The organism is Candidatus Avelusimicrobium sp., from assembly GCF_050873505.1.
GTDB lineage: Bacteria > Elusimicrobiota > Elusimicrobia > Elusimicrobiales > Elusimicrobiaceae > Avelusimicrobium.
Genome location: NZ_JBNMIY010000013.1, coordinates 1 through 22,507 on the forward strand (window position 1 = coordinate 1; position 22,507 = coordinate 22,507).

Here is a 22,507-nt window from a genome sequence, read left to right on the forward strand (position 1 = left end):
AAAGGGTGTTTTTGCTCGTTCTTTCTGTCCCTCCTCTAACAAGACAGAAAGCCACGGGACGTACGACTAATAACCCGTACGTCCCCCAATTTTAAGGGGAGGGAAAAATGAATAATAACCGGAAGAAGAAAGCGTTTACGCTTACGGAACTTTTGGTAGTAGTCATCGTGATAGGTGTATTATCCGCGGTGGTGCTTCCAAAATTCAGTAAAGTGATAGAAACGCGCAAAACGACGGAAGCCGAAGAAATGATGGCAGCCGTTAGAACAGAACAAGAAAAACGCTGTGCCTTGGATAAAGCCTATACCACGGACGCGGCCACGGTCAATTTGACCTCATTAAATACCAAAAACTTTAACTATACGTTAAAGAATACGGGTATGGAAGCGGCGAGCAAGGGTAAATACGGCTACACGTTAAAAATGCCGTCTTACCGGGACGGCCGCTTATGCTGTGATAGCGCGGAGCAATGCGCGAAACTCAATAAAAATTATCCTTTGTGTAGTGAACTGACCGCCAAAGCGGACTACACGAGTGGTGCGGAGTGCGCGGCGGGTGGCGAGGAACCCGATATTCCGCCTACCTATGAGTGCACGGACGCAAAAGTAGTTTCCCGCAGTTGCCAAAGCGGTTGTGGTACGGAAACGCGTTCGGCTACTTGCAATACTTCCAACGGCCAATGGGAATACAGCGCGTGGAATACTTCGGGTTGCACGCCCCAGCCGGCCGCCGAAACAAAAGCGTGCGAGGCGGGATATAGCGGCACGCAAACGCGCAGTGCTGTATGTAAAAATGGCGCGTGGGTAATGGGCGATTGGACAGGGACTTGTACCTTGGTTTGCGATATGAGTTCCCGGGATGTGCTAAACCGTGCGCAAAATTGTGAACAAGGCGGGCATAACCCGAATTGGCAAGCCGGAACTTGGAGTACAGACACTTGTTCCTGCACTTGCCCGGCGGGTACTACTATGGACGATGAGGGCGCGTGTATTGTAAAGGGTTCTTGCCAAACAGATATGAACGAAAGAGAGGATTGTGAGCGCAGTTTGGGCACTTGGAATTTGGATACTTGCGCTTGTGTTTGCCCGACGGGTACGACTTATGACTCCCAGTCCCGTGCGTGTGTGAATCCCTCTTGCAACACCTCTACTTATAAGGCTAACCATAAGAGCGAGTGTTGCCCGTATGCTCCTACTACGGATACGGTATGCTGGAAAACGGAGTGGATATTTGACTCGTCCTCGGAGGAATATTGGTTCCCTAATACGGGGCCGCACGGAGACCGCACCTGTGATCCCGAGTATACCAATGCGCCGCGAACAGATGAAAACTGCAATGGTAGTTGCTCATTAGGTGATACCTGCACTTACCTTGCTAATTATAGTTTTTGGAATACGGGAGATACTGATTGTGTAGGCCTAGTGGATACCTTTGTATGTAGACTTAGCAACAACGGTTGGTAAAGAAGTGCTTTTAGTATAAGAACCGCCCCGGGGAGAGATATAACTCCGGGGCGGTCGTTTATAATCGTAACCTAGGGTATAAGAGGGGCACTCCGCTAGGGCCGCCCGCAGAGTACAGGGATAGTGTTGTTTGCTGTTGTTTCTACTTTAATAACAACAGATTCCCGACTACAACCTTCGGGAATGACGATATTACGAAAAAAGCGGTCATCCTGAATTTATTTCAGGATCTACTGCTTGGGTAGTGGTTGTTGCTGTTGCTTTTAACAACCCAAAAGGTAGATTCTGAAAACCCTGCGGGCCGCCAGTTCAGAATGACCCCAATTTTTATAACGGCCTTTTTGCCGTCATCCCGTAGTGTCTTTATACGGGATCTGTCGTTTCGTAAGAGAACAACCACGACAACAACAGATTCCCGAGCGTTCCACGCCGGCTACCTTCGGGAATGACGACTTTACGAAAAAAGCGCTCATCCTGAAACAAGTTCAGGATGACCTCTTTTTTAATAAGAGACCTTTTTTCCCCTTTGTCATCCCCGAGTGTTTTTGTCGGGGATCTGTCGTTGTCTTTTCGTTGGTTTGCAACATTGTAAAGTAGTGTGGCTCAATTAATCAAAAGAGTGCGGAGAATCGGCGACCCGCAGGGTTCTGGGATCCGTTGTTGACGTTGTCATCCCAGGCGTGGACCTGGAATCCAGTCCGTTTATAAAGCCCTTTTCCTTTTTAAATGCTGGATTCCGGGTTCCCGCTCGTATGCGTGCCCCGGAATGACACGTAAAAAGAGAATTACTTTTTCCTTGTCGTCGTCCCGGTCTGTTTAGCGGCCCGCAGGGCCGTTTCGGTAGGGTGCGACATTGCAGAGTAGTGTGGCTCAATGAATCGTAACCTAGGGCATAGAGTGGCGGCCCGTTAGAGTGCCCGCAGGGCCATTTCGGTAGGGTGCAACATTGCAAAAACAGTGTGGCTCAATTAATCAAAACCCAGCGTATAGAGTGGCACAGCCAGCAGGGTCGTTTCGGTAGAACGCGACATTACAAAAAAAGAGTGTTGCCCAATAAATTAAAAGAGCGCGGTAAATCTGCCGCCCGCAGGGCTATATTTGGGAGTGAGGGGGCACGTCGTGGGTAATCCACTTATTGGCGCCCAAAACGCTGCCCTTGCCAATGGTTACGTTGCCAAGCACGGTGGTTTCGGCGTAGATGATGACGTCGTCCTCAATATTGGGGTGGCGTTTAATGCCTTTTACGGGGTTGCCGTGTTCGTCCAAGGGGAAACTCTTGGCCCCCAAGGTAACGCCCTGATAGAGTTTTACATTGGAGCCAATCACGCACGTCTCGCCGATGACAACGCCCGTTCCGTGGTCAATAAAAAAGCCGGAGCCGATTTCCGCACCGGGGTGAATATCAATCCCGGTCAAATTGTGGGCGTATTCGGTAACAATGCGCGGAATTAAGCGCACGCCGTTTTTGTGTAAAAAGTGGGCCATACGCTGTAAGGTAATGGCGGTAATACCGGGATAGCACAAGAGCGGCTCCACGGGATTTACGGCGGCCGGGTCGCCCTCATAGGCGGCGGTAATGTCGGTAATCAGCAGGCGCTGAATATCGGGCAGGGCCAAAACAAAATCTTGCGTCAGTTGGTGCGCGCGGGCGTGGCAGGCGTTGCAGTCCGACTTTTCCTTGCACAGAAAGCAAAGCGAGTTTAAAATCTGTTTTTCCAGCCGGGCGGCCAGTTGTTCCAGCGATGCCGGGCACGCCTTTTGCGCGGTGCACTCCAAGGGGTATTGGTATAAAAAGTCTTTAAACGCGCAAAAGAGTTCTACCGTTTCGGTGGCGGAGGGGATAAACTTGGCCTTTTCGTAAAATTTTTTATCAAAAGTGCTTTTCAGTTCCTCAGTTACGCTGGAAAACGGATTCATAGAGCCCCCTTACATCTTAAAATCTTCCCCTAAATACAGGCGGCGGGCATTTGCGTCGTTAAGCAAGGTGTTTTGGTCGCCCTCCACCAAAATTTTACCGTCGTAAATCAAATACGCGCGCTCCGTAAGCGGCAGGGTTTCGCGCACATTGTGGTCGGTAATTAACACGCCGATACCTTTGTCTTTGAGTTTAAAAATCATATGGCGCAGGTCGGACACGGTAATCGGGTCAATGCCTACAAAGGGTTCGTCCAGCAAAATGATTTTGGGGTTGCTGATCATACAGCGCGCAATTTCCATACGGCGTTTTTCGCCGCCGGAAAGCGTCCAGGCTTTCTGCTTGGCCAGTTTGGTCAGGCCGAACTCGTTTAACAGGGCTTCTACGCGGCGTTTTTGCTCTTGCTTGTCGTCCAAAATGCGTTCCAACACCGCCAGCAGATTTTCCTCTACCGTAAGGCCTTTAAAAATGGTGGGTTCCTGCGCCAAATATCCCAGGCCGTGGCGGGCGCGTTCGTACATCGGCAGTTTGGTTACGTCGTCGCCGTCAATAAATACGCGGCCCTTGGTGGGGCTGATAAAGCCGACCATCATATAGAAGGAGGTAGTTTTCCCGGCGCCGTTGGGGCCCAACAGACCGACGATTTCGCCGGATTTAACGTGAATATCCACCCCTTTTACGACCATACGGTCCTTGTAAACTTTTACAATTTGTTCGCTGCGCAGTTCCATAAGTAAAAACCCCTAAAATTTGGTGTTGGCGGAGGCTTCGTTGAGCCGGGGGGAGACCGCCCAGCCCTGCACCTTGCCGTCTAAAATTATTTTTTTGCCTTCGTTGTCGGACTGGACCTTATCCGCTATTATAGCAAATGTACCTTCCTCACTCGTGCCGTGCACCAGCGGACGGGAGCCGTAAGCGTAAGACTCGTTATTGTTGCCGTCGTAAATAATGGTGTCGGCTTCCAAGGTGCGGAGCGAGTCCGAAGCCGAGGCGCCGCCCTCCAAAAGCAAATGATTTTGGGCTTGGCGGTAGGTGGCCTTGTCGGCGGTGAGCGTTTGCGGGCCTTGCGGCGTATCGCGCACGACGCGGACGTTTCCCTCTAAAATAAAAATTTGTTTGTTTAAATCAAACCCCGCCTTTTGTGCGTAAGCGGTGGCGGTGCCGTTCTTTTTATCCGTGTAAATCAGGCGGATTTGTTTGCCCTTGTTGGCGGTTAAAAGGCCCTTTTGCGTTTTGTAGTTATAGCGGGCGTAGTCGGCATAGGCCTGGTATTCGGGCGCGTTCTTTTCGGCCTGGCGCAGATAGACGTGTCCCTTGGCCGTAAAGCGGTTCAAGGCGCGCTCGGACAAGGCGTAATCGGAGCGGAAGCGGTACGTCCCGTTATCGTAGGAAACGTGGCCCTTAAATTCTTCCTGCTGTTTATCCTTGTAAATAACCCAACTGTCGCTTTGCACAAGCCCGCCCAACACTTCGGGCATTTTTTTAACGGCGGTCTTTTGTTTTAAATTGCGTTTGGCCTGCGTGAGTTGCTTTTTGGCGGGCGGAATTTTGATTTCCGGCCCTTGGGCGCGCACCGTCCGGCAGCCGCTGATTGCCACGGTTGCCAGCAAGGGGAGCAAAAGGAGCCATTTTTTCTTCATTTGTGTAGCGTATCCTTATTTAGTTTTAATTCGTCCGTGCGCGCGGGCAAACGGGTTCTTTGTTTTTTAAGTTCAATTTTGGATAATTTGGAATCCGTTTCCACGCCGCCCTTGGCCGTTACCTTGGCCCCGCCGCGGGTGATGACCGTTTTGGTGTCGGACCAAATACGGTTTTTATCCACATCGTAGGAAAATTGCTCGGCGGTAATGGTGGCGTTTTCGGTTAAAGACTTTATCACGGCGTGTCCGTCAATGGATACCAGTTTGTGCGGGTAGTCAAAGGTGCCCGTATCACCGGTTACCTGTACGCTGTCCTGCCCGTTTTCTTTCAGCAGCAGTACGGGGTTTTTTAGGGTGGCGCTCTTTAAGTCGGAAAAGTCCACCGCGTCGGCGCGGAGCACCCATTGTTTTTGGCTGTCTTTTGATTCAAAAATGGAAACTTGTGTAGCCAGTTGCATACCGGCGTCTTCGGTGGGGGAAAAAGTATCACTCCCGCCGCAGGCGGCTAATAAAGGCAGTAAACCAAACAAGAGGTATTTTCTCATTTTTTATCCAAAAACGCCAAATATTCAATTAAATCTTTTTCGTCAATAATGCCCACTACCTTGCCGGATTTATCCAATACTGGCAGGTTGTCCACGTGCGTGGCGTGAATCATTTTTGCCGCATCAATGGCGGGAACCGTGTCCAAAATATGGTGCGGGTTCTTCGTCATTACTTCGGTAATGTTTTTGTTGAGCAGGTCCGAGCCCTTTTGCAGTAAGCGGCGCAAATCTCCGTCGGTAAAGTAGCCAAGCAAATGGCCCTTGTTATCTACCACGCTGGTGGCTCCGGCGGCCCCGGTTTGGGTCATTACAAAGAGCGCGTCTTTGACGGAAGCCGTTTCGCGCACGGTGGGGTTGTTTTTGCCCTTGCGCATTAAATCCTTAACCTGCTGGGTAAGCAGTTTGCCCAAGGAGCCCCCGGGATGAAAGACGGCGAAATCGCGCTTTTCAAAGTGTTTGATTTTCATTAAGCACAGCGCCAGCGCATCGCCCACGGCCAAGGTGGCGGTGGTGGAAGCGGTGGGGGCCAGGTTGTACGGGCAGGCCTCGCGCTCAATGTGAATAGTAATGTGGATATCGGACATTAACGCCAGTTTGGAGTGCGCGTTGCCCGTCATACCGATAATGGTAAGTTTGCGGCGCTCCAAGGAGGGGAGAATTTTATTGATTTCCTCGGTTTGGCCGGAAAAAGAAATCGCCAAAATCACATCGCCGGGCATAATCATCCCCAAGTCGCCGTGCAGGGCTTCCACCGGGTGCACAAAGAAAGACGGCGTACCCGTAGAAGCCAGCGTGGCGGAAATTTTGCGGCCGATAATCCCGCTTTTGCCAATGCCCAGCACCACTACGCGGCCCTTGGTTTTGGCAATTACGTCCACGGCTTTTAAAAATTGGTCATCAATGCTTTTTTTGCTCAGTTCTAGGGCTTCCAGTTCAATTTCCAGTATGTGGCGGGCCATACGTTTTATGGCGGTTTCAGAAAATTCTTGTGTCATAGTTTCACCTATTTATCCACGGGGTCGCTTCGGGCGCGGGCCGTTGGGTTTTAAACGGCTCGGGCAAGCGGGTCGTTACAAAGGAAAAAGTAAAATACAACCCCGCACAGAATACCAAAAGCAGGCCGAGCAACACGGCGTGCCCTTTTAAAGACGGTGTCCAAACGGGGAGTTTACCAGTCATTTAAATTTTTTAACCAATTCGTCAATGGCGCACAATTCGCGCGTCATTTTAGCGGTCATTTTTAAATCTAACGAGTTCGGCCCGTCGGACAAGGCGTGGTCCGGGTCCGGGTGCGCTTCAAAAAACACGCCCGCAATCCCAAGCGCGGTGGCCGCCTTGGCCAGTACCGGGGCCAACTGGCGGTTCCCGCCCGTAGCCGAGCCCAGCGCGCCGGGCTTTTGCACGGAGTGGGTCGCGTCAAAAATGACGGGATAGCCAAACTGCTTCATAATTTCCAGCGAGCGCATATCCACCACCAAATCGCCATAGCCAAAACTAGCGCCGCGTTCGGTAAGTAAAATTTTATGGTTGCCGCGGGATTCAATTTTTTTAATCACTTGTTCCATTGCCGCCGGGGCCAAAAATTGGCCTTTCTTCACGTTGACGGCTTTGCCCGTATCTGCACAGGCCAAGACTAAATCGGTCTGGCGGCACAAGAACGCCGGAATTTGCAAAATATCGGCCACTTGCGCCACTTCTTCGGCTTGCCAAGGTTCGTGCACATCCACCACCAGCGGAAGGCCCGTAATTTTTTTGGCCTTGGCTAAAATTTCAAGCCCCTTGGCAAGCCCCGGCCCGCGGTACGCATCTACCGACGTGCGGTTGGCTTTGTCAAAAGAGGCTTTTAAAATAAAAGGGTGTTTCGTCTTGGCGATAATGGCTTTTAACTTTTTGGCGGTATCAATATAGTGCGCTTCGCTTTCAATGACGCACGTCCCGGCCATAAACACCAAGGGTAAAGTATTGGAAATCTTGTAATTACCTATTTTAATGATTTTCTGCATACCCATATCATAGCAAATTTTGCCCGCTTTCTATATAGAGAATACCCGAAAAACTTGTATTTTTGCGCCGGGTATTTTATACTATATCGGTAGATAACCCTTTTAGGAGGATTTTATGAGCAGAGGTTTTACCTTAATTGAACTTTTGGTGGTGGTGCTGATTATCGGCATTTTGTCGGCGATTGCCCTGCCGCAGTACGAAACCGCGGTGGAAAAAAGCCGCGCTTCCGAAGCGTTTGTAAACGGGCGGGCGATTGTGGACGCGATGAACCGCGCCTTGAACGAACGCCCCAACGACTTGCCCAAAACGCGCTATGACCTGGATATCAAACTTTCCGGCGGGTCTTGGAATTCGTCCGGCAACCAATACACCACTAATTTGTTTGTGTACGATTTATCCAAGGGCGACCGCGTGGAAGCCACGCGCAACTTGGGCGGCTCCGAAAAATATGTGCTGACGTTCTTCAATAACTATAACGACGTAGCCGACCTGCGCACCTGCACGCCGACGGGTTCCACGGCCACAAATTTGTGCAAATCGTTTGCGGGTTCCGGATTTACCGTTAAATAAAGCAGTAGTTAATTTTTTATTTTCCCCGGGAGAGTATTTTATAATACTCCCCCGGTTTTTTAACAAAAAGCGAGACCCCTGTGTTTATTCAACGCAGGGGTCTCAATCAGCCGATTTGTCCATAATTACTCACTTTCCGTAGTAACAGGAACTCCAACAGTTCAAAGTTTTGCGGCGCCACACAGGGCCTGCCGGTGGTTGCGCCGCCCCATACCTCTGGCGAACTCCAACTGCCCTCAGGCAGCCGGCCCAAAGTTTGTGCAGCGGCCTTGCATACCAAACGCACCTGCTCCGTGTTGTACAATCCTCAAAGAACTTTTTTTCTGCTTCCCGGTCCCCTGCCGTGCCACGCTCTTCGCGCCCGCAAGGCAAACAATCGGGAACAGTTGTCATCCGTTCGCACCGCCAGACATCATCAGGAAAGGCTGGTGTGCCGGGGTAGTTTTCTGTCGGCCCTTACTAGGGATATGAATAGTATAGTGGAATTCCGGCCGAAATCAAGGGGAATTAGCCAATATAATCCATTTTTAATACCGCCTGGCCCAAAGGCCGCGCTTCAACCGTCGGAAGCGTTTGCCCGTTCGCGGCCAAAAGCGTTTGTCCTTGCACCTTGGCAAGCAGGCTTTTGCCACTTGCCCAAATTAGCATTGTTTTGCCGTCCGTCCACACGCTTGCGGGCTTAATAAGCCACAGGGCATTATTTATATCCAGCAAATATTTGCCGCCTTGGGTGCGTTGGCGGGGCAAGGTCCACCACTCGGTTACCTCGCACCCGGTTAAAGCCGGGTAGTTTAAGGGGGCGGCAGATAAAAGCGGTATGGAAACGCTGTTGCTTTGCGCAGTAGAATTGTCAGCACTGTAAGCATTTTCCGGCCCTTGGGCATCGCGCAGAGCGGGCAGCGGAGAAAACGGGTGCGCCTCGGGATACATAGTAGCGGGGGTAAAAAGCCGCATTATGGAAAATTCGTCCAGCCCGAAAAGTTGTGCCATTTGGGCCACATAACCCTTGGAGGGACGGCGCTTTCCGGTCGTCCACAGGGCCACCGTAGCGGTGGAAACTTGCAGGAGCCGTGCTAACTTGGCTTGGGCTCCGCGCAATACGCCGCCGTTCCATTTTTCCAGTTGTTTTTCAAACTTATTTATCATCGGCTCCTCTCTAAAAAATGATTAGGCCCCATTAGGACCAAAAAATACTTGACAAACACTAACAATACTTACTATACTAACATTTATAAACAAGCCCTAACTTGTTTATATCCTTCGGGTGTACAAAATTGCATCTATCCTTACAGAAGCAAATCCGCCTGCCGAACCCGGCAGTTCAGGCCGCGCCCGCGGCCCCAATATTTTGTGCGCTCTTACTTGCGTGTATCCCGCCAGGGGGCGCAAGTCTATTGTAGCAAATAAAAAGATGTTTGGGTTAGTAAAGTTAAGATTCCAACGCGTCCGCCCTATGTTAAAAAGGCTTCCGGCCGATTGGCTTAACTTTACTAACCGCATCTTCCAACTATGTGTTTATACTTCATTTTTTACCTGGTGGGCCTTATTGGCCTAGTGTGCTTTGCGCGCGATTTGGCGGACTTTTTTAGCCGCTAAACCGATTTTTCAGGCGGGGTATAGGGGAAATTATCTATAATGTAGAAATGAAATCAGGTTTTTCCCTTAACATTTACGGCCTAATTTTTGCCATTATGCTGGTTATGGCCGCGCTGACGTACCTCCTGCCCGCCGGGCAGTATGACACCGTCCAAAAGGACGGCCGTTCCTATACCGTGGCCGGGTCCTACCATAAGGTGGAATCCAACCCGCAGGGCCTTGCTGCCGTGCTGACGGCCCCCGCCAAGGCCTTTGGCGATTGTGCCGATATCATCGTGTTTATTTTTATTACCGGGGCGATTTTTACCATTTTGGAACGTACCGGCACGGTAAACGCCGTGATTTTGGGCACCAGTTATTTGTTCTCGCGCACGGACTCTCTAAAAAAGTTTTTTATCCCGGTCAGTATGATTTTGTTTTCGCTGGGAGGGGCCGTATTCGGTATGGAGGAGGAAACCCTTATCTTCATCCCGCTGTTTATCCCGCTGGCGCTCTCGCTGGGGTATGATACGGTGGTGGGGGTGAGTATTCCCTTTTTAGGCGCGTGGGTGGGGTTTGGCTCGGCGTTTATGAACCCGTTTACGGTCGGCATTTCCCAGGGTATTGCACAACTGCCGCTCTATTCCGGGTTGGGATACCGCTTGGCCGTGTGGGCTATTTGCACGGGCGTGGTGATATGGTTTGTTACATGGTATGGGGAAAAAGTGCGTAAAAATCCTACCAAAAGTATCACTTACGAGGCCGATAAAGAAAAACGCAAAAACCTGCATTTAAACGTGCTGGAAAAGCCGCATTTTAAAGCCGCGCATATTTGGATTTCGGTTATTTTTACCTTGGGTATGGCGGCCCTCGTGTATGGGGTAGCGGTCTATCATTGGTATATTATTGAAATTTCCGGCCTGTTTTTAGGCGTGGGGTTGGTGTCGGCGGTTATTGGCCGATTGTCCTTAAACCAAACGACGGACGCCATTATTGACGGGGCGCGCAGTATGGTTAGTGTGGCTATTATGCTTGCCCTGGCGCGCGCGATTGTGGTGATTGCTTCCGACGGGCGCATTTTGGATACGGTTTTGCACTCCATCGCGCAAATTATCGGCCACCAGCACCCCTTGGCCGCCGTGGAGGGGATGTTCTGGGCGCACACATTTATTAACTTCTTTGTGGCGTCCGGCTCCGGCCAGGCCGTGCTGACAATGCCCGTAATGATTCCGCTGTCGGACTTGCTGGGTATCAGCCCGCAACTTTCCATTTTGGCCTACCAGTTCGGCGAAGGCTGGACGAACGCCATTATCCCCACGGCTCCCGTTACAATGGCCGCTATCGGTATGGCTGGGATTCCGTGGCTCAAATGGGCGCGCTGGAACTTGGGCCTGCAAATTGTGCTGGCTGTGCTTTCTATGCTACTCTTAATTCCGCCGTATTTACTGCATTGGTAGCCTGATTGGTTTGCTAAAAGGCCCCTCTTGCAGGGGCCTTTTTTATGCCCTTTTTATGAACTTATCCGCTAAAATTGACTTGGAAAACCGCATTTTTGCCCGGGCGGCGCATTTATCTGCCCCGGTGGACGGCGTGCGCGGGCGTTTATCGTCGCCTGCGGACGATGCTTATTTGCAGGCGTTACTTGATGTGTATAACCGCTTTTTTGCGGACGAAAACCGGGCGCTTTTCACGGAGGAAGAGCCCTCTTTAACGTGGCGGTATTTTAAGCAAGAGCGGCGCTTTTTGCCGTTTTTATGCCCGATAAAAGGCGTGCCGTTTTTTGCGTGTGATTTTAAGGCGAATTTATTTTTCTTGCAAAATTAATTTGACAAATAAAAAATACTTTGCTATAATATATTTATAATTACAAAGCGCAAAAAGCGGTTTGTAATTTTTTTATCTCCGGGCGCTCCGCCCACGCTTTCCTTTTACTTTCCGAATATGCAAAACGGGATTTTTCATTGTCCCGCAATTCTTATTTGGAGTTTTTCAATATGCCAGCCAAAAAACCGCTCTCCTATCAGCCGGAATATTGCGAGCGTTTGCTCGCTTTTTTTAATGTGGCCCCGTTTACCGTTACCGAAGTGCAAAAGCGCGACGGCAGTATCAGTTTGGTGGAAACTGCCGCCGAACTGCCCACCTTTGCGGCCTTTGCCAAAATGCTGGGCACCACTTGCGAGGTGCTTGCCGGGTGGGAGAAAAAGCACCCCGCCTTCCGCTTGGCCGCCCAAAAGGCGCGCGACTTGCAGGGAAATATCCTCATCCAAAATAGTTTGCGTGGCAATTATTCCTCGTCCTTTGCCGTGTTTACCGCTAAAAATCTTTTGGGGTGGAAGGACGGAAAAGAGGACGGCCCGAGGCCGGATATTGTCGTGCGTTGGGAGGAAAACAAATGAATAAGACCCGTATTGTTATCCCGTATTCGCCGCGCCCCGTGCAGGCGCAAATCCACCCGCAGTTGGAAAGCCACCGCTTTTGCGTGCTCGTTACACACCGCCAACTGGGCAAAACGGTTTGCGCCGTCAACCATTTGCTTAAAAAGGCCCTGCAAAATCCGCTCCCGCACGCGCGGTATTTTTATATTGCGCCCTTTTTAAAGCAGGCCAAAATGATTGCCTGGGATTATGTTAAACGCTATACCGCGCCCCTGCCGGACGTTACCGTAAACGAAAGTGAACTCTCCGTCCGCCTGCCCAACGGCGCGCGGATTTGGGTGTGCGGGGCCGATAACCCCGATGCCCTGCGCGGCACCTATGCCGACGGGGTGGTGCTGGACGAATACGCCCAAATCAAGCCCGATGTGTTTACCGAAATCATCCGCCCGATGCTTTTGTCGCGCGAGGGGTGGGCTGTTTTTATGGGCACGCCCAAGGGGCAGAACGCCTTTTTTGAACTTTTTAACCGGGCGCAAAAGGCCGCTTTATCCGAGCCTTCTGTTTGGTGGACGGGCGTTTTCCGGGCGGACGAGTCGGGCGTAATTTCTCCCGCCGAACTGGCGCGCTTAAAGCGTGAAACGCCGGACACTATTTTCCGCCAAGAATATCTGTGCGATTTTACCGCTAGTGCGGAAAATGTGTTAATTCCCATAGATTTGGTGCTGTCCGCCTGCGCCCGCGCGTATAGCCCGGCCGAGGTGCGCTTTGCCCCTAAAATTATGGGCATTGACCCCGCCCGCTTTGGCGACGACCGGAGCGTTATTTTTTGCCGCCAAGGGTTAAAAACCTTTGAGCCGCTGGTATTCCGCCATATTGACAATATGACGTTGGCCGACCGTGCCGCGCGGCAGATAAACCTCTTCCGCCCGGACGGCGTGTTTGTGGACGCCGGGTGCGGCGGGGGCGTGATTGACCGCTTGCGCCAACTGGGCTTTTGCGTAACCGAAGTACCCTTTGGCGGAACTTCCTTGTTCCCCGCGCAGTACGCCAACAAACGGGCGGAAATGTGGGGCGAAATGGCCCGCTGGTTAAAGGCCGGGGGCGCGTTGCCTCCGTCGCCCGAATTAAAGGCCGATTTGTGCCAAGTGTGCTACGAGTACGACGCGGCGGGGCGGATGCGGTTGGAGTCCAAGGATAAATTAAAGGAGCGGTGCGGCCAAAGCCCGGACTTGGCTGACGCGCTTGCCCTAACCTTTGCGGCGCCCGTCCGCCCCAGAAGCCTGGGCGTAAAGGAATTTGCCGGGTGCGAGTACGACGTGATATAACACACGCCATTATTTGCCACTAATTTTAAGGATAAAGATGTTATATTTTTGCTTAAAATTTAAGTAAAATGCGAAATTTTTTAAAATATTGCTTGACAAAATACTATTTTTTATGATAAAATAAAAAATATAGAAGTTACGCAGTATTCCTCTTATTTCCCAACAATTTTTGCAGTGTAATTAAAAACGCCTTTTGTGCGCTTTTATAGGCTTTTTTGACATAAAAAAACCCGCTCGTTAGAGCGGGCAAAAAAAAGTCAGCCAAAGTTTTTTACACCGGGTTTCCTACCAGGCCCAAGGCCAACAACCCCAGTAAAATAACCGTCAGCAAAATAGAAATCCAAGTAGCGGATTTTTTGCTCTTCTTTGGAAACACCTTGCGCGTGATAATGTAAAATCCCGGAAACGCAAGCAAAATCACAAATACAAAAATCGTAATTAATCCCATCATAGTCGTACCTCTTTTGTTATTCTAATAAATTTTTACCGTTTGCGCACGCCCGTGCGCGCAAAAAAACGGGTTAATTCCTACCTATGAAAAATAATATCCAACCAAAGACCGATTATCTGCGCCTTTACGGCGAACTGAAAAGCGAGCGCGCCACTTGGCTGCCCGCTTGGAAGGACCTCTGCGCTTATCTGGCGCCTACGCGGGGCTTTTTTGACGGGCAAACGCCCAACCAAGGCCGCCGCTTGGACCACAAAACCTTGCTGGACAGCGACCCGTGCCTGGCGGTGGAAATCCTTTCCGCCGGGATGATGAGCGGGCTGACGAGCCCGGCAAGAAATTGGTTTGACCTGAGCCTTGCCCCGCGCGAATTGGCCGCAGTACCCGGCGTGAGGGAGTGGCTCGCCGAAGTGAAAAAACGCTTGGAGGATGCCTTTGCGGCAAGCAACGTGTATAGCACGCTCCATATGTTTTACCAAGAAATTGCCGTTTTTGGCACGGCGGCTTTTTTGCTGGAAGAGGACCCGCAAAAAGGGATTCGCTGCCGTCCCTTTACCATTGGGGAATATTGCTTGGGTACCGATTCCTTGGGGCGCGTAAACCGCTTTGGGCGCGAGTTCTTTCTAACGGTGCCGCAAATGCGCGAAGCCTTCGGCCTTGAAAACCTGCCGCCCGCCTTGCAGGTATCTGCTACCCCAAACCGCTACCATAAAATTATCCACCTGATTTTGCCCAATAAGGATTATTCCCAAGAGTGTTTGGATAACCGCCGTATGCCTTATTTATCCGTGTATTTGACGGAGTCCGGCCATTTGTTAAGCCAAAGCGGCTACCGGGAGTTCCCCGTGATTGCCGCCCGCTGGGAAGTAAAACACGCGGCCGATGCGTACGGGCGCGGCCCGGGCTGGAAGTGCTTGGGCGACGTGAAAATGCTCCAAAAAATGCAAAAGGCCAAATTGGTAGCGTTAGATAAAAACACCAATCCGCCCGTAATGGTGTCGGCCAATGTGCAGGGCGAAGTAAACCTCTTGCCCGGCGGAATTACCCGCTACAACGGCACGACGGACGCGGCGGTAAAGCCCGCCTATCAGGTGCAGGCCGATTTAACATCCTTGGAAAACGCTATTTCGTCCGTCCGAAGCACGATTCGCGCGCAGTTCTTTGCGGACGTTTTTCTAATGCTGTCCGCGCAAAATTATTCCAATATGACCGCCGCCGAAGTGGCCGAACGCCACCAGGAAAAAATGCTGGTGTTGGGGCCCGTGTTGGAGCGGCTTAAAAACGAACTGTTGGACCCGCTTATTGACCGCGCGTTTGCCTTGCTCTACCGCCAAGGTTTATTACCGCCCGCACCCGAAAGCGTGCAGGAGCTAAAAATGAAGGTGGAGTATGTGTCCCTGATTGCGCGGGCACAAAAGGCCGCGGGGCTTTCCTCCCTTGTACAGGGGATTAATTATGCGGCCACGCTGGCGGCGGCTAATCCGCAAGTAGCCGATAGGGTGGATTACAACCGCGCGCTGGAAGAGGGGCTTAATGCCTTGGGCGTGGCACCCGCCTTATTAAAAAATTCGGAAAAGTAAAAGCAAAATGAAAAACCGCTCCCGGGCGCGCCTTTATAAGCGAGCGGCCCGAAAGCGGAGTAAATACGGCTCCCGGAACCCCGTATTTGCCTATTAAAACAACACAAAGCGCCGGGGCAGGCGTCTAAAATTACCGCACGCTGCCCCCGCCGCGGGGGAGAACCGCACCGGCTCCGGCTTCTCTCCCGTCTATATAAAAACCTATGAACGAAAAACAATTAAAAAAACGCAACGCCTGCGATTTGCAGGCCGTTCTGAAAACCGTACAGGGCCGCCGCTTGCTGTGGCGTATTTTGCAGGCCTCCGCCCTATACCAGCACGGCTTTGTGCCGGGCGACGCCTGCGCGACGGCCTTCCACTGTGGGCAAAAAAGTTTGGGGCTTTTTCTGCTGGCGGAAATAGAAGAAGCCGCCCCATCCGCCTACGCACAAATGCGGGGGGAATATTTGTCCGAAGTGAAGGCGGAACAACAACAGGTAAACCGACAAAGTGAGGAATTAATATGAGTGAAGAAATAACCGATTTAAACGCCCCGGCCGCTCCGGCCGCCGAGCCGGACAAGCGGGCGGACGTACCCCAAGACCCGCCGCTATACGACGGACTAAAACTGCCCGAGGGCGTTGTGTTTGACGAACCGTCCTTGGACGCCTTTAAAAACTTGTCGCAGGAAATGGGGCTTTCGCTGGAACAGGTGCAAAAACTGGTGGATTTTGAAGGCCGTTTTGTGCGCCAAGGGGAAAGCGAAGAACAAAGCCAAAAGCAGCAAATTATGGAAAACTGGGCCCGGCAGACCAGGGAAATGTATGGCCCCAAGTTGGAAGAGGCTGTTTCCTGCGCGGTCCGCGCGGCGGACATATTCGGCGGGCCCGAACTGCGCAACCTGTTGGAAGCCACGGGGCTTGGGAACCATCCCGTTATCGTCCGTACCTTTAACGAGATAGGTAAACGTATCAGCGAGGATTCCTTCCCGGGCGGCAAACCCGCCGCCGTGCAGGATAAAACCTTCGCCGAGGCGTTGTACGGAAAACACAATTAAGGAGAAAAATATGGCAATTATTGCTGACAAGCAGTACAGTTTGATTGATTATGCAAAACAGTTTGATCCCTCCGGCCAGGAACTGGCCATTGCCGAGGTGTTAAGCAAGTCTAACGATATTATCGGCGATGCACTGGTGGTGGAAAGTTCCTTAGACAGCGGCCACGAATACGCCGTTAGAACCGGCATCCCGGAAGGCACTTGGCGCCGCGCTTATCAGGGCATTGAACCCGCCAAGGCCACTACCAAAGTGGTGGTGGAATCCTACGGTACCTTGTCCGCCTATTCCGTGGTGGATAAATTGGTGGCCGAGAAAGGGGGAAATGTAGAAGCCGTGCGCACCGGGCAGTCCCGCGCGATTATTGCCGGGATGTCCAACACGATGGCATCTAACCTGATTTACGGCAACGCCGGAAAGAACCCGGAACGCTTTACGGGCTTGGCCGCGCGCTACTGTGAACTCTCCGGGGCGGAAAGTTCCCGCAACGTCCTTGACGCGGGCGGTCAAACGGAAGGCAAAAACTCCTCTATCTACCTGGTGGTATGGGATACGGACAAGATTTTTACCTTCTTCCCCAAGGGCTCCAAGGCCGGCATCCAACGCTTGGACCACGGCCTTGTCAACCATATTGACTCTGAGGGCAACGAATATCCGGCCTATAAGGAATATTTTGAGTGGAAGTTGGGCCTTGCCGTGCAGGATTGGCGTTTTGCGGGGCGCATTTGCAATATTGATGTGGAAAATGTGCCCACGGACTTGATTGACCAAATGTGCGAATTGGAAGAGCGTATCCAAAGCCTTTCTATGGGCAAACCCGTTTGGTATATGAACCGTACCGTAAAAGCGGCCCTGCGCAAATTAACCAGTAACCGCACCAACGTACAATACACGCCGGATCAGGTAACGTCCAGACCGCTGATGACGTTTAACGAAATCCCGGTGCATATTTGCGATGCTATCGTAGATACCGAAGCCTTGGTGAAATAGGAGAAACATATGTTATTAGACCAAAGTGTTATTTTGTCGGATAAACAGACGCTGACCGCGACGGCGCCCTCTACCCACACGCTGGATTTGACCGCCGCCGGAAATGCCGTTCCGGGCCGCTTGTATGTGGTGGCCCGCTTGGACGAGGCCTTGACGGGGGCCACGGGCCTGACGGTTGCCCTGCAAACGGCTGATACGGCGAACTTTTCCAACGCGCAAGAGTTGGTAAGCGTGGCCTGTAATGTGGCTCGTTTATCGGGTGTGGGCGAACTATTTAGCGTGCCGTTCCCGCTGGGGGCCAAACGCTATGTGCGCGCTTATTATACTGTAGCGGGCACGCCGACGGCGGGCAAGGTGTCCTGCTTTGTTACGGATGCGGTGGACCTGAAATAAGGGTATGTTACCCGGGCTGTTTTTTAATGGCCCGGGTTCCTTAAATAAGTGGGGTTATCGGCCAATAAGGATTTGGAAATCCGTTGCTGATGTCATTTCTGCGGGTTGTAGTCGGGAATCTGTCTTGTCCGTTGTTGTTCTCTTACACAACGACAGATCCCCGACAAAAACACTCGGGGATGACGGCACCCTGCGGGCCGCCACTTGTCCGTGCCCTTTTGATTAAGAGAGCCACACTTTTTTTGCAATGTTGCGAACAAACGAGGCGGCAACAACAAATTTTTCTTATGTTTGTTTTAATTTTTTATAAAAGCCACAGACGAAAACACATTTTGGGGAATATTTCTATGCCACCTTGCTTGAAAACGCTTGAAATAGGGGCTGTTTTGCTCAAAATCGGGGTTTTTACAGCCTAAAAGCGGATAAATTCTTTAAAAGTGGAAACATTTTTTGATGTTTAGCACCATTTTTTTAAAAAATGGGCGATTTTGGCGGATGTTGTCGTTTTTTATTTACACCCCTGTGTTTTATTATTTTGGGGAGTTGCCCCTTGTTTGTGTAATATTTGAATTGTTCACTTTATTGCCGTTTTTGGGCCTTTCCAGACCAAAGTGTTCTTTATCCTTTTTCTCTTTGATTTTTTGCATATTATAGTTATAGTTAAATGGCTTTCCATATTTGGCGCGTAGGCCCGTTTTGCTTTCCGTTAGTCAGGCTTTCCCCGGTACTTTCTTCTTATCTTTGCTTCCTAATAGACGTGTAGGTCCGTTATTCCGCTGGATAGTAATGCCTTGCCTTGGTATTCTCTCCTGCCTGCTATCCCTAGGGGCTCTCAGCCTGTTATAGTTTGGGGGCCTTTCTAATTAGACGTGTAGGTCCGTTGCCCTTTCTTTTAAATTCTTGCTTGTAATCCCTGCCCTTGGCTTTCGCATCAGGTTTTCTATCCGTTGGTTATCGTAAAATCGTTCCATATTAGGCGCGTAGGTCCGGGGGAATCCAGTCTGTTGGGGGAAAAATTATCCCTAATTCCTTTTGCTTTACCCCGTTTGTGGATAAAAAATAATTATAAAACATTATTAAAAATAACCTATGCAGAGAAACACTCTTGCAAAAAACGGCATAAAATTTTTGTTAGCAAAATGCGTAACCTGCTTTTATAAAAATGAATATAAAAATAAAAATACTTAAAATATAAGTATTTTTAAAATTAACTATGATTTTGAATTTGCAAAATTAAAATAAAAATTGCTTAAAATATTGCGCTTTAAAATAATAAAACAATACTTAAAAATAAAAACAATGAATACTTAAATAAAAATAAATTTAAGTATAAAAAGTAAAACAACGATGTTAAAAAATAAATAACCTGTTTTTACAAAAACACATATAAATTTGCATTTGTGAAAATAATACTAAAATAAAAAACATTTAAAAAATAAGTAAAAATAAAATAGGAGTTAAAAATGATATAAAAAATTGCCATTTGTAATTTGGCCTTGGCCCAGTTGGGGCAGGCTCCGATATCCTCTTTAACACAAGAGGACGAAAAAGCGCGCCGCTTAAATTTGTTCTACGAGCCCGTGCGTGATGAGGTTTTGCGTACCCATAATTGGGGCTTTGCTACGGTCCGGGAGCCGCTGGCGCTAATGGAAAAACAGGAAAACTGCTTTTTGTACAAATACCCGCAGGAAGCCTTGTTTATCCGCCGGGTTTATCAATCGTCTTATAAAAATACCGCGTTTCGGGAACTTTTTCACCCCAAGTATCGCACCCGCGTGCTGGAATCCACCGCGCCGCAGGCGTGGGCTGAATACACCCGCCGCGTAGAGGATGAAAGCCAGTTTGACGCTGCCTTTGTCAAATCCTTTTCACTCGCGCTGGCGGCGGATTTGGCGCTGTCCCTTACCGGGGATAACACCTTGGCCGCGCAAATTTTGCAAAAATATACACTAAGTTTGGACGAAGCCCGCCGTAGCAATATGACCGAAAACTTTGCGCAAACCGCGCAAACAGACGCGTTTACGGAGGTGCGCTAATGGGTGTGCACTGCTTGCAGTCCTCTTTTGCGGGCGGGGAAGTGAGCCCCGCCGTGCAGGCGCGTATAGACAGCCCCGCCTATTCCTCTTGGCTGAAAACGGCCCGGAACTTTTTTGTTCACCCGCAGGGCGGCGCGTCCAACCGCCCGGGCACCGTGTTTATGGGCCGGGCCAAATACGCCGATAAGCCCTGCCGCGTGATTCCCTTTGTATTGGGGGAGAGCGAAGCCTATGTGCTGGAACTGGGGGAAAAATACCTTCGTATTTACACGCCCGGCGGGCAACTGCTGGGCGCAGATAACACCCCGTACGAACTCGCCACGCCCTATTTGGCGGACGAAGTGGCACAAATCAACTATACCCAGTACGACCAAACGCTCTTCCTCGTCCACTCCAATCACCCGCCCAAACAACTCACGCGGCTGACGGACGGTACCTTTTCCTTTACGGAAGTGCCGCTTAAATACGGGCCATTTATGCTTGCCAATACGGACGAATCCAAGAAACTCCGCCTGACCCCGTATAACGAAACCGCCTCGTCTGACGGCGTAAGCGCCACGCTCTCTTTTCAGCCGATAGTGTATCCCAATTTGGCGGTGCTGGGGTATTTTAATAATGTGTGGTTTTATTCAGCCAGCGATTACGGGCTGGACCTTGCGGGAATAGTGGCGGCCTTTAATAAAGAGTTTGCTAATACCGGCTTTTCGGCGGCCAATTTGGGCGGTATTATCAAAATAGTATCGCCCCAAGCCACCGGGGGAGACTGCAACGGGATGCAACTTGTATTGGAATACCGCAACAGTTTCACGCGCCCGGCGGTGCTGACGGTGGCGCAAACGCTGTCCGGCGGGGCCAACAAGGGGGAATTAATCCCGTCCGGCGATGATAAGTTTTTGCTGGAAAGCGATTTTGACCTCTTTCAGCCCGGGCACATCGGGGGCAAATTCGCGCTGACCCACGCGGTGGAAAGCCAGTACCTCTCGGGTACATTGGGCTATCAAAGCGTTTCCCAAACGCTCAAAAGCGGGGGTGATTGGCAGTTGCGCACCAGCGGGGTATGGACGGGTCAGGTGGTGTTGGAAAAGTCCGAAGACGGGGGCAAAACGTGGCAGAAGGTAAAATATTTCTCCCGCGCGGACGGCGAGGAAAATTTCAACGCGCTTGGTCACTTGGAGGACACCGCCGATATGTATTATTTGCGGGTCCGTTCGCTGGAAACAAGCGGCGAGGTGGGCTTTGAATTGCAGGCCGATGCGTTTATCCAAGAGGGTGTTGTAACGGTGGAGGGGTATTTAAATGCCCGGCAACTGGTGGTCCGACCGGAGCGGCAGGTGGCCCTATCCGACTGGACGGCCGATTGGGCCGAGGGCTCTTTCAGCCCGTTTTCCGGTTATCCCTCGTGCGTGTTCTTTTATCAGGACCGCTTGGGCCTGGCCGGAACCAAGCGCGAAGCGCAGACGGTGTGGTTTTCCAAAACCGGGGCGCATAGCGACTTTGGGCACTCCCGCGGCACACTAACGGATAACGACGCTATCAGCGTGAACCTGTCGGGCAAAAAGTTAAACGCCATACACGGCGCGGCGGTGTGCGGGCGTTTATTGCTCTTTACCGCAGGGAGCGAGTGGACTTTATCCTGCTCCGGCGCGCTTACGCCCACCAATATCCAAGTGGCCCAGCAGGGCGAACGCGGGGCGAGCCGCACCGCCCCTGTGTTGGTGGGCAACCGGGCGTTATTTGTGCAGGCGCGCGGCGGTTGCGTGCGTGATTTGTTTTACGATTACAATACAGCCTCGTACATCGGCAACGATTTAACCTTGCTCGCCAAGCATTTGTTCTTTAACCGCGAGGTAACCGAACTGTGCTACCAGCAGGAGCCGGATAATTTGGTTTGGTGCGTACTGGACGACGGCACCGCCCTAACTTTGACCTATTTGCCCGAGCAAAACCTCTGCGCGTGGACCCGGCACGATACACAGGGCCTTTTTAAAAGCGTTTGCTGTGTGCCCAACCGGGGATATGACGAGGTTTGGTTCGTGGTAAAACGCCCAAACGGCTATTTTGTGGAACGGTTAGCGCGTCGTCTGGGCAGTAAAGAACCGCAGGACCAAGTGTTTTTGGACGCGTCCGTTTCGCTCAAAAGCGAAACGCCCTTTGCGCGCTTGGGCGGTTTATCGCACTTAGAAGGCCTGTCTGTCGGGGTGCTGGCGGACGGAAATGTTTTGACTCCGCAAACCGTTAAAAACGGGGAAATTTCGCTGCCCCGCGCGGTTACCTGCGCACACGCCGGGCTCCCCTTTACGGCGGAACTTGTAACCCTGCCGCCCGCCTTGTCCTACGGGGACGGTACGGCGGCTGACAGAAAAAGGCGTTTTAGCGGCGTTACCGTTAAAATGTTGGACAGCCGCGGCGGGCACATCGGCACGGACGAAGCGCATTTAACCGAAATCGTCCAGCGCACGGACGAGCCCTTTAATGCGCCCCTTGTGCTAAAAACCGGGGATTATGTACTGAACCTTTCCGGCTCGCACAGCCTTTCCCCGGCGGTGGTCTTCCGTCAGACGGACCCTTTGCCGGTTACCTTGCTGTCGTTTATTACGCGCTGAAATAAAAAAGG

Annotated in this window: 22 protein-coding genes; 13 read left to right on the forward strand and 9 right to left on the reverse strand. The window is 51.2% G+C overall.

Features of this window, described 5'->3' with window-relative positions:
- Window positions 1–107: 107 nt before the first annotated feature.
- On the forward strand, window positions 108–1,463 hold the full coding sequence (locus ACR0QV_RS06780; RefSeq protein ID WP_432635673.1) for a prepilin-type N-terminal cleavage/methylation domain-containing protein: 1,356 nt from the start codon (window positions 108–110) through the stop codon (window positions 1,461–1,463).
- Window positions 1,464–2,555: 1,092 nt separating this feature from the next.
- On the opposite strand, the gene epsC is transcribed toward ACR0QV_RS06780, so the two are convergent.
- The 7 genes from epsC to kdsA are packed head-to-tail and all read right to left on the reverse strand — an operon-like array spanning window position 2,556 to window position 7,566.
- Complete coding sequence (epsC, locus tag ACR0QV_RS06785; RefSeq protein ID WP_432635675.1) at window positions 2,556–3,380, reverse strand: serine O-acetyltransferase EpsC; 825 nt, start codon at window positions 3,378–3,380, stop codon at window positions 2,556–2,558.
- A gap of 9 nt (window positions 3,381–3,389) precedes the next feature.
- Window positions 3,390–4,109, reverse strand: a complete 720-nt coding sequence (gene lptB / locus ACR0QV_RS06790; protein WP_177745956.1) for an LPS export ABC transporter ATP-binding protein — start codon at window positions 4,107–4,109, stop codon at window positions 3,390–3,392.
- Window positions 4,110–4,121: 12 nt separating this feature from the next.
- Window positions 4,122–5,018 (reverse strand): LptA/OstA family protein, encoded by an 897-nt coding sequence (locus tag ACR0QV_RS06795; protein WP_432635677.1) that lies wholly within the window; start codon window positions 5,016–5,018, stop codon window positions 4,122–4,124.
- Window positions 5,015–5,563: an LPS export ABC transporter periplasmic protein LptC gene (gene lptC, locus ACR0QV_RS06800; RefSeq protein ID WP_432635679.1), complete on the reverse strand. Its 549-nt coding sequence runs from the start codon at window positions 5,561–5,563 to the stop codon at window positions 5,015–5,017. The genes ACR0QV_RS06795 and lptC overlap by 4 nt, the downstream gene beginning before the upstream one ends.
- Window positions 5,560–6,558 (reverse strand): KpsF/GutQ family sugar-phosphate isomerase, encoded by a 999-nt coding sequence (locus tag ACR0QV_RS06805; RefSeq protein ID WP_432635681.1) that lies wholly within the window; start codon window positions 6,556–6,558, stop codon window positions 5,560–5,562. Before ACR0QV_RS06805 ends, lptC begins: the two co-directional genes overlap by 4 nt.
- Window positions 6,559–6,562: 4 nt before the next feature.
- Complete coding sequence (locus ACR0QV_RS06810; RefSeq protein WP_432635683.1) at window positions 6,563–6,742, reverse strand: hypothetical protein; 180 nt, start codon at window positions 6,740–6,742, stop codon at window positions 6,563–6,565.
- Complete coding sequence (gene kdsA, locus ACR0QV_RS06815; protein WP_432635684.1) at window positions 6,739–7,566, reverse strand: 3-deoxy-8-phosphooctulonate synthase; 828 nt, start codon at window positions 7,564–7,566, stop codon at window positions 6,739–6,741. The genes ACR0QV_RS06810 and kdsA overlap by 4 nt, the downstream gene beginning before the upstream one ends.
- A 115-nt stretch (window positions 7,567–7,681) precedes the next feature.
- Between kdsA and ACR0QV_RS06820 the strand changes: the two genes are divergently transcribed.
- Window positions 7,682–8,137, forward strand: coding sequence for a type IV pilin protein (locus ACR0QV_RS06820; RefSeq protein WP_432635686.1), 456 nt, complete (start codon window positions 7,682–7,684; stop codon window positions 8,135–8,137).
- Window positions 8,138–8,644: 507 nt separating this feature from the next.
- On the opposite strand, the gene ACR0QV_RS06825 is transcribed toward ACR0QV_RS06820, so the two are convergent.
- Entirely contained in the window at window positions 8,645–9,283 is a 639-nt protein-coding gene (locus ACR0QV_RS06825; RefSeq protein WP_432635688.1) for a helix-turn-helix transcriptional regulator, read from the reverse strand.
- A gap of 497 nt (window positions 9,284–9,780) precedes the next feature.
- Between ACR0QV_RS06825 and ACR0QV_RS06830 the strand changes: the two genes are divergently transcribed.
- From ACR0QV_RS06830 to ACR0QV_RS06845, 4 genes are all read left to right on the forward strand, one after another.
- Window positions 9,781–11,169, forward strand: a complete 1,389-nt coding sequence (locus ACR0QV_RS06830) for a YfcC family protein (RefSeq protein ID WP_432635690.1) — start codon at window positions 9,781–9,783, stop codon at window positions 11,167–11,169.
- 55 nt (window positions 11,170–11,224) lie between these two features.
- Window positions 11,225–11,536 (forward strand): hypothetical protein, encoded by a 312-nt coding sequence (locus ACR0QV_RS06835; protein WP_432635692.1) that lies wholly within the window; start codon window positions 11,225–11,227, stop codon window positions 11,534–11,536.
- A gap of 170 nt (window positions 11,537–11,706) precedes the next feature.
- Window positions 11,707–12,108: a hypothetical protein gene (locus tag ACR0QV_RS06840; RefSeq protein WP_432635694.1), complete on the forward strand. Its 402-nt coding sequence runs from the start codon at window positions 11,707–11,709 to the stop codon at window positions 12,106–12,108.
- On the forward strand, window positions 12,105–13,412 hold the full coding sequence (locus ACR0QV_RS06845) for a terminase large subunit domain-containing protein (RefSeq protein WP_432635696.1): 1,308 nt from the start codon (window positions 12,105–12,107) through the stop codon (window positions 13,410–13,412). Before ACR0QV_RS06840 ends, ACR0QV_RS06845 begins: the two co-directional genes overlap by 4 nt.
- A 271-nt stretch (window positions 13,413–13,683) precedes the next feature.
- Here ACR0QV_RS06845 and ACR0QV_RS06850 read toward each other — a convergent pair whose 3' ends face one another.
- Window positions 13,684–13,863 (reverse strand): hypothetical protein, encoded by a 180-nt coding sequence (locus ACR0QV_RS06850; RefSeq protein WP_428053980.1) that lies wholly within the window; start codon window positions 13,861–13,863, stop codon window positions 13,684–13,686.
- An 83-nt stretch (window positions 13,864–13,946) separates the two neighbouring features.
- Here ACR0QV_RS06850 and ACR0QV_RS06855 point away from each other — a divergent pair, with 83 nt between their 5' ends.
- From ACR0QV_RS06855 to ACR0QV_RS06885, 7 genes are all read left to right on the forward strand, one after another.
- A complete protein-coding gene (locus ACR0QV_RS06855; RefSeq protein WP_432635698.1) occupies window positions 13,947–15,440 on the forward strand; it encodes a portal protein in 1,494 nt (497 codons plus the stop codon).
- A gap of 203 nt (window positions 15,441–15,643) precedes the next feature.
- Window positions 15,644–15,946 carry a hypothetical protein gene (locus tag ACR0QV_RS06860; protein WP_432635700.1) on the forward strand — a complete coding sequence of 101 codons (303 nt, stop codon included), beginning with the start codon at window positions 15,644–15,646 and terminating at the stop codon, window positions 15,944–15,946.
- Window positions 15,943–16,476 carry a hypothetical protein gene (locus tag ACR0QV_RS06865; RefSeq protein ID WP_432635702.1) on the forward strand — a complete coding sequence of 178 codons (534 nt, stop codon included), beginning with the start codon at window positions 15,943–15,945 and terminating at the stop codon, window positions 16,474–16,476. Before ACR0QV_RS06860 ends, ACR0QV_RS06865 begins: the two co-directional genes overlap by 4 nt.
- 10 nt (window positions 16,477–16,486) lie before the next feature.
- Window positions 16,487–17,464: a major capsid protein gene (locus tag ACR0QV_RS06870; protein ID WP_432635704.1), complete on the forward strand. Its 978-nt coding sequence runs from the start codon at window positions 16,487–16,489 to the stop codon at window positions 17,462–17,464.
- 9 nt (window positions 17,465–17,473) lie between these two features.
- Window positions 17,474–17,857 carry a Bbp16 family capsid cement protein gene (locus ACR0QV_RS06875; protein ID WP_432635706.1) on the forward strand — a complete coding sequence of 128 codons (384 nt, stop codon included), beginning with the start codon at window positions 17,474–17,476 and terminating at the stop codon, window positions 17,855–17,857.
- Window positions 17,858–19,347: 1,490 nt separating this feature from the next.
- Complete coding sequence (locus tag ACR0QV_RS06880) at window positions 19,348–19,893, forward strand: hypothetical protein (protein ID WP_432635709.1); 546 nt, start codon at window positions 19,348–19,350, stop codon at window positions 19,891–19,893.
- On the forward strand, window positions 19,893–22,496 hold the full coding sequence (locus ACR0QV_RS06885) for a hypothetical protein (RefSeq protein ID WP_432635711.1): 2,604 nt from the start codon (window positions 19,893–19,895) through the stop codon (window positions 22,494–22,496). Before ACR0QV_RS06880 ends, ACR0QV_RS06885 begins: the two co-directional genes overlap by 1 nt.
- The last annotated feature ends 11 nt before the right edge of the window (window positions 22,497–22,507 follow it).

Bases quoted from the DNA above. Each gene is read 5' to 3' on its own strand.
- ACR0QV_RS06780 (WP_432635673.1), top strand. From the start codon at position 108: ATGAATAATAACCGGAAGAAGAAAGCGTTTACGCTTACGGAACTTTTG.
- epsC (WP_432635675.1), bottom strand. From the start codon at position 3,380: ATGAATCCGTTTTCCAGCGTAACTGAGGAACTGAAAAGCACTTTTGAT.
- lptB (WP_177745956.1), bottom strand. From the start codon at position 4,109: ATGGAACTGCGCAGCGAACAAATTGTAAAAGTTTACAAGGACCGTATG.
- ACR0QV_RS06795 (WP_432635677.1), bottom strand. From the start codon at position 5,018: ATGAAGAAAAAATGGCTCCTTTTGCTCCCCTTGCTGGCAACCGTGGCA.
- lptC (WP_432635679.1), bottom strand. From the start codon at position 5,563: ATGAGAAAATACCTCTTGTTTGGTTTACTGCCTTTATTAGCCGCCTGC.
- ACR0QV_RS06805 (WP_432635681.1), bottom strand. From the start codon at position 6,558: ATGACACAAGAATTTTCTGAAACCGCCATAAAACGTATGGCCCGCCAC.
- ACR0QV_RS06810 (WP_432635683.1), bottom strand. From the start codon at position 6,742: ATGACTGGTAAACTCCCCGTTTGGACACCGTCTTTAAAAGGGCACGCC.
- kdsA (WP_432635684.1), bottom strand. From the start codon at position 7,566: ATGCAGAAAATCATTAAAATAGGTAATTACAAGATTTCCAATACTTTA.
- ACR0QV_RS06820 (WP_432635686.1), top strand. From the start codon at position 7,682: ATGAGCAGAGGTTTTACCTTAATTGAACTTTTGGTGGTGGTGCTGATT.
- ACR0QV_RS06825 (WP_432635688.1), bottom strand. From the start codon at position 9,283: ATGATAAATAAGTTTGAAAAACAACTGGAAAAATGGAACGGCGGCGTA.
- ACR0QV_RS06830 (WP_432635690.1), top strand. From the start codon at position 9,781: ATGAAATCAGGTTTTTCCCTTAACATTTACGGCCTAATTTTTGCCATT.
- ACR0QV_RS06835 (WP_432635692.1), top strand. From the start codon at position 11,225: ATGAACTTATCCGCTAAAATTGACTTGGAAAACCGCATTTTTGCCCGG.
- ACR0QV_RS06840 (WP_432635694.1), top strand. From the start codon at position 11,707: ATGCCAGCCAAAAAACCGCTCTCCTATCAGCCGGAATATTGCGAGCGT.
- ACR0QV_RS06845 (WP_432635696.1), top strand. From the start codon at position 12,105: ATGAATAAGACCCGTATTGTTATCCCGTATTCGCCGCGCCCCGTGCAG.
- ACR0QV_RS06850 (WP_428053980.1), bottom strand. From the start codon at position 13,863: ATGATGGGATTAATTACGATTTTTGTATTTGTGATTTTGCTTGCGTTT.
- ACR0QV_RS06855 (WP_432635698.1), top strand. From the start codon at position 13,947: ATGAAAAATAATATCCAACCAAAGACCGATTATCTGCGCCTTTACGGC.
- ACR0QV_RS06860 (WP_432635700.1), top strand. From the start codon at position 15,644: ATGAACGAAAAACAATTAAAAAAACGCAACGCCTGCGATTTGCAGGCC.
- ACR0QV_RS06865 (WP_432635702.1), top strand. From the start codon at position 15,943: ATGAGTGAAGAAATAACCGATTTAAACGCCCCGGCCGCTCCGGCCGCC.
- ACR0QV_RS06870 (WP_432635704.1), top strand. From the start codon at position 16,487: ATGGCAATTATTGCTGACAAGCAGTACAGTTTGATTGATTATGCAAAA.
- ACR0QV_RS06875 (WP_432635706.1), top strand. From the start codon at position 17,474: ATGTTATTAGACCAAAGTGTTATTTTGTCGGATAAACAGACGCTGACC.
- ACR0QV_RS06885 (WP_432635711.1), top strand. From the start codon at position 19,893: ATGGGTGTGCACTGCTTGCAGTCCTCTTTTGCGGGCGGGGAAGTGAGC.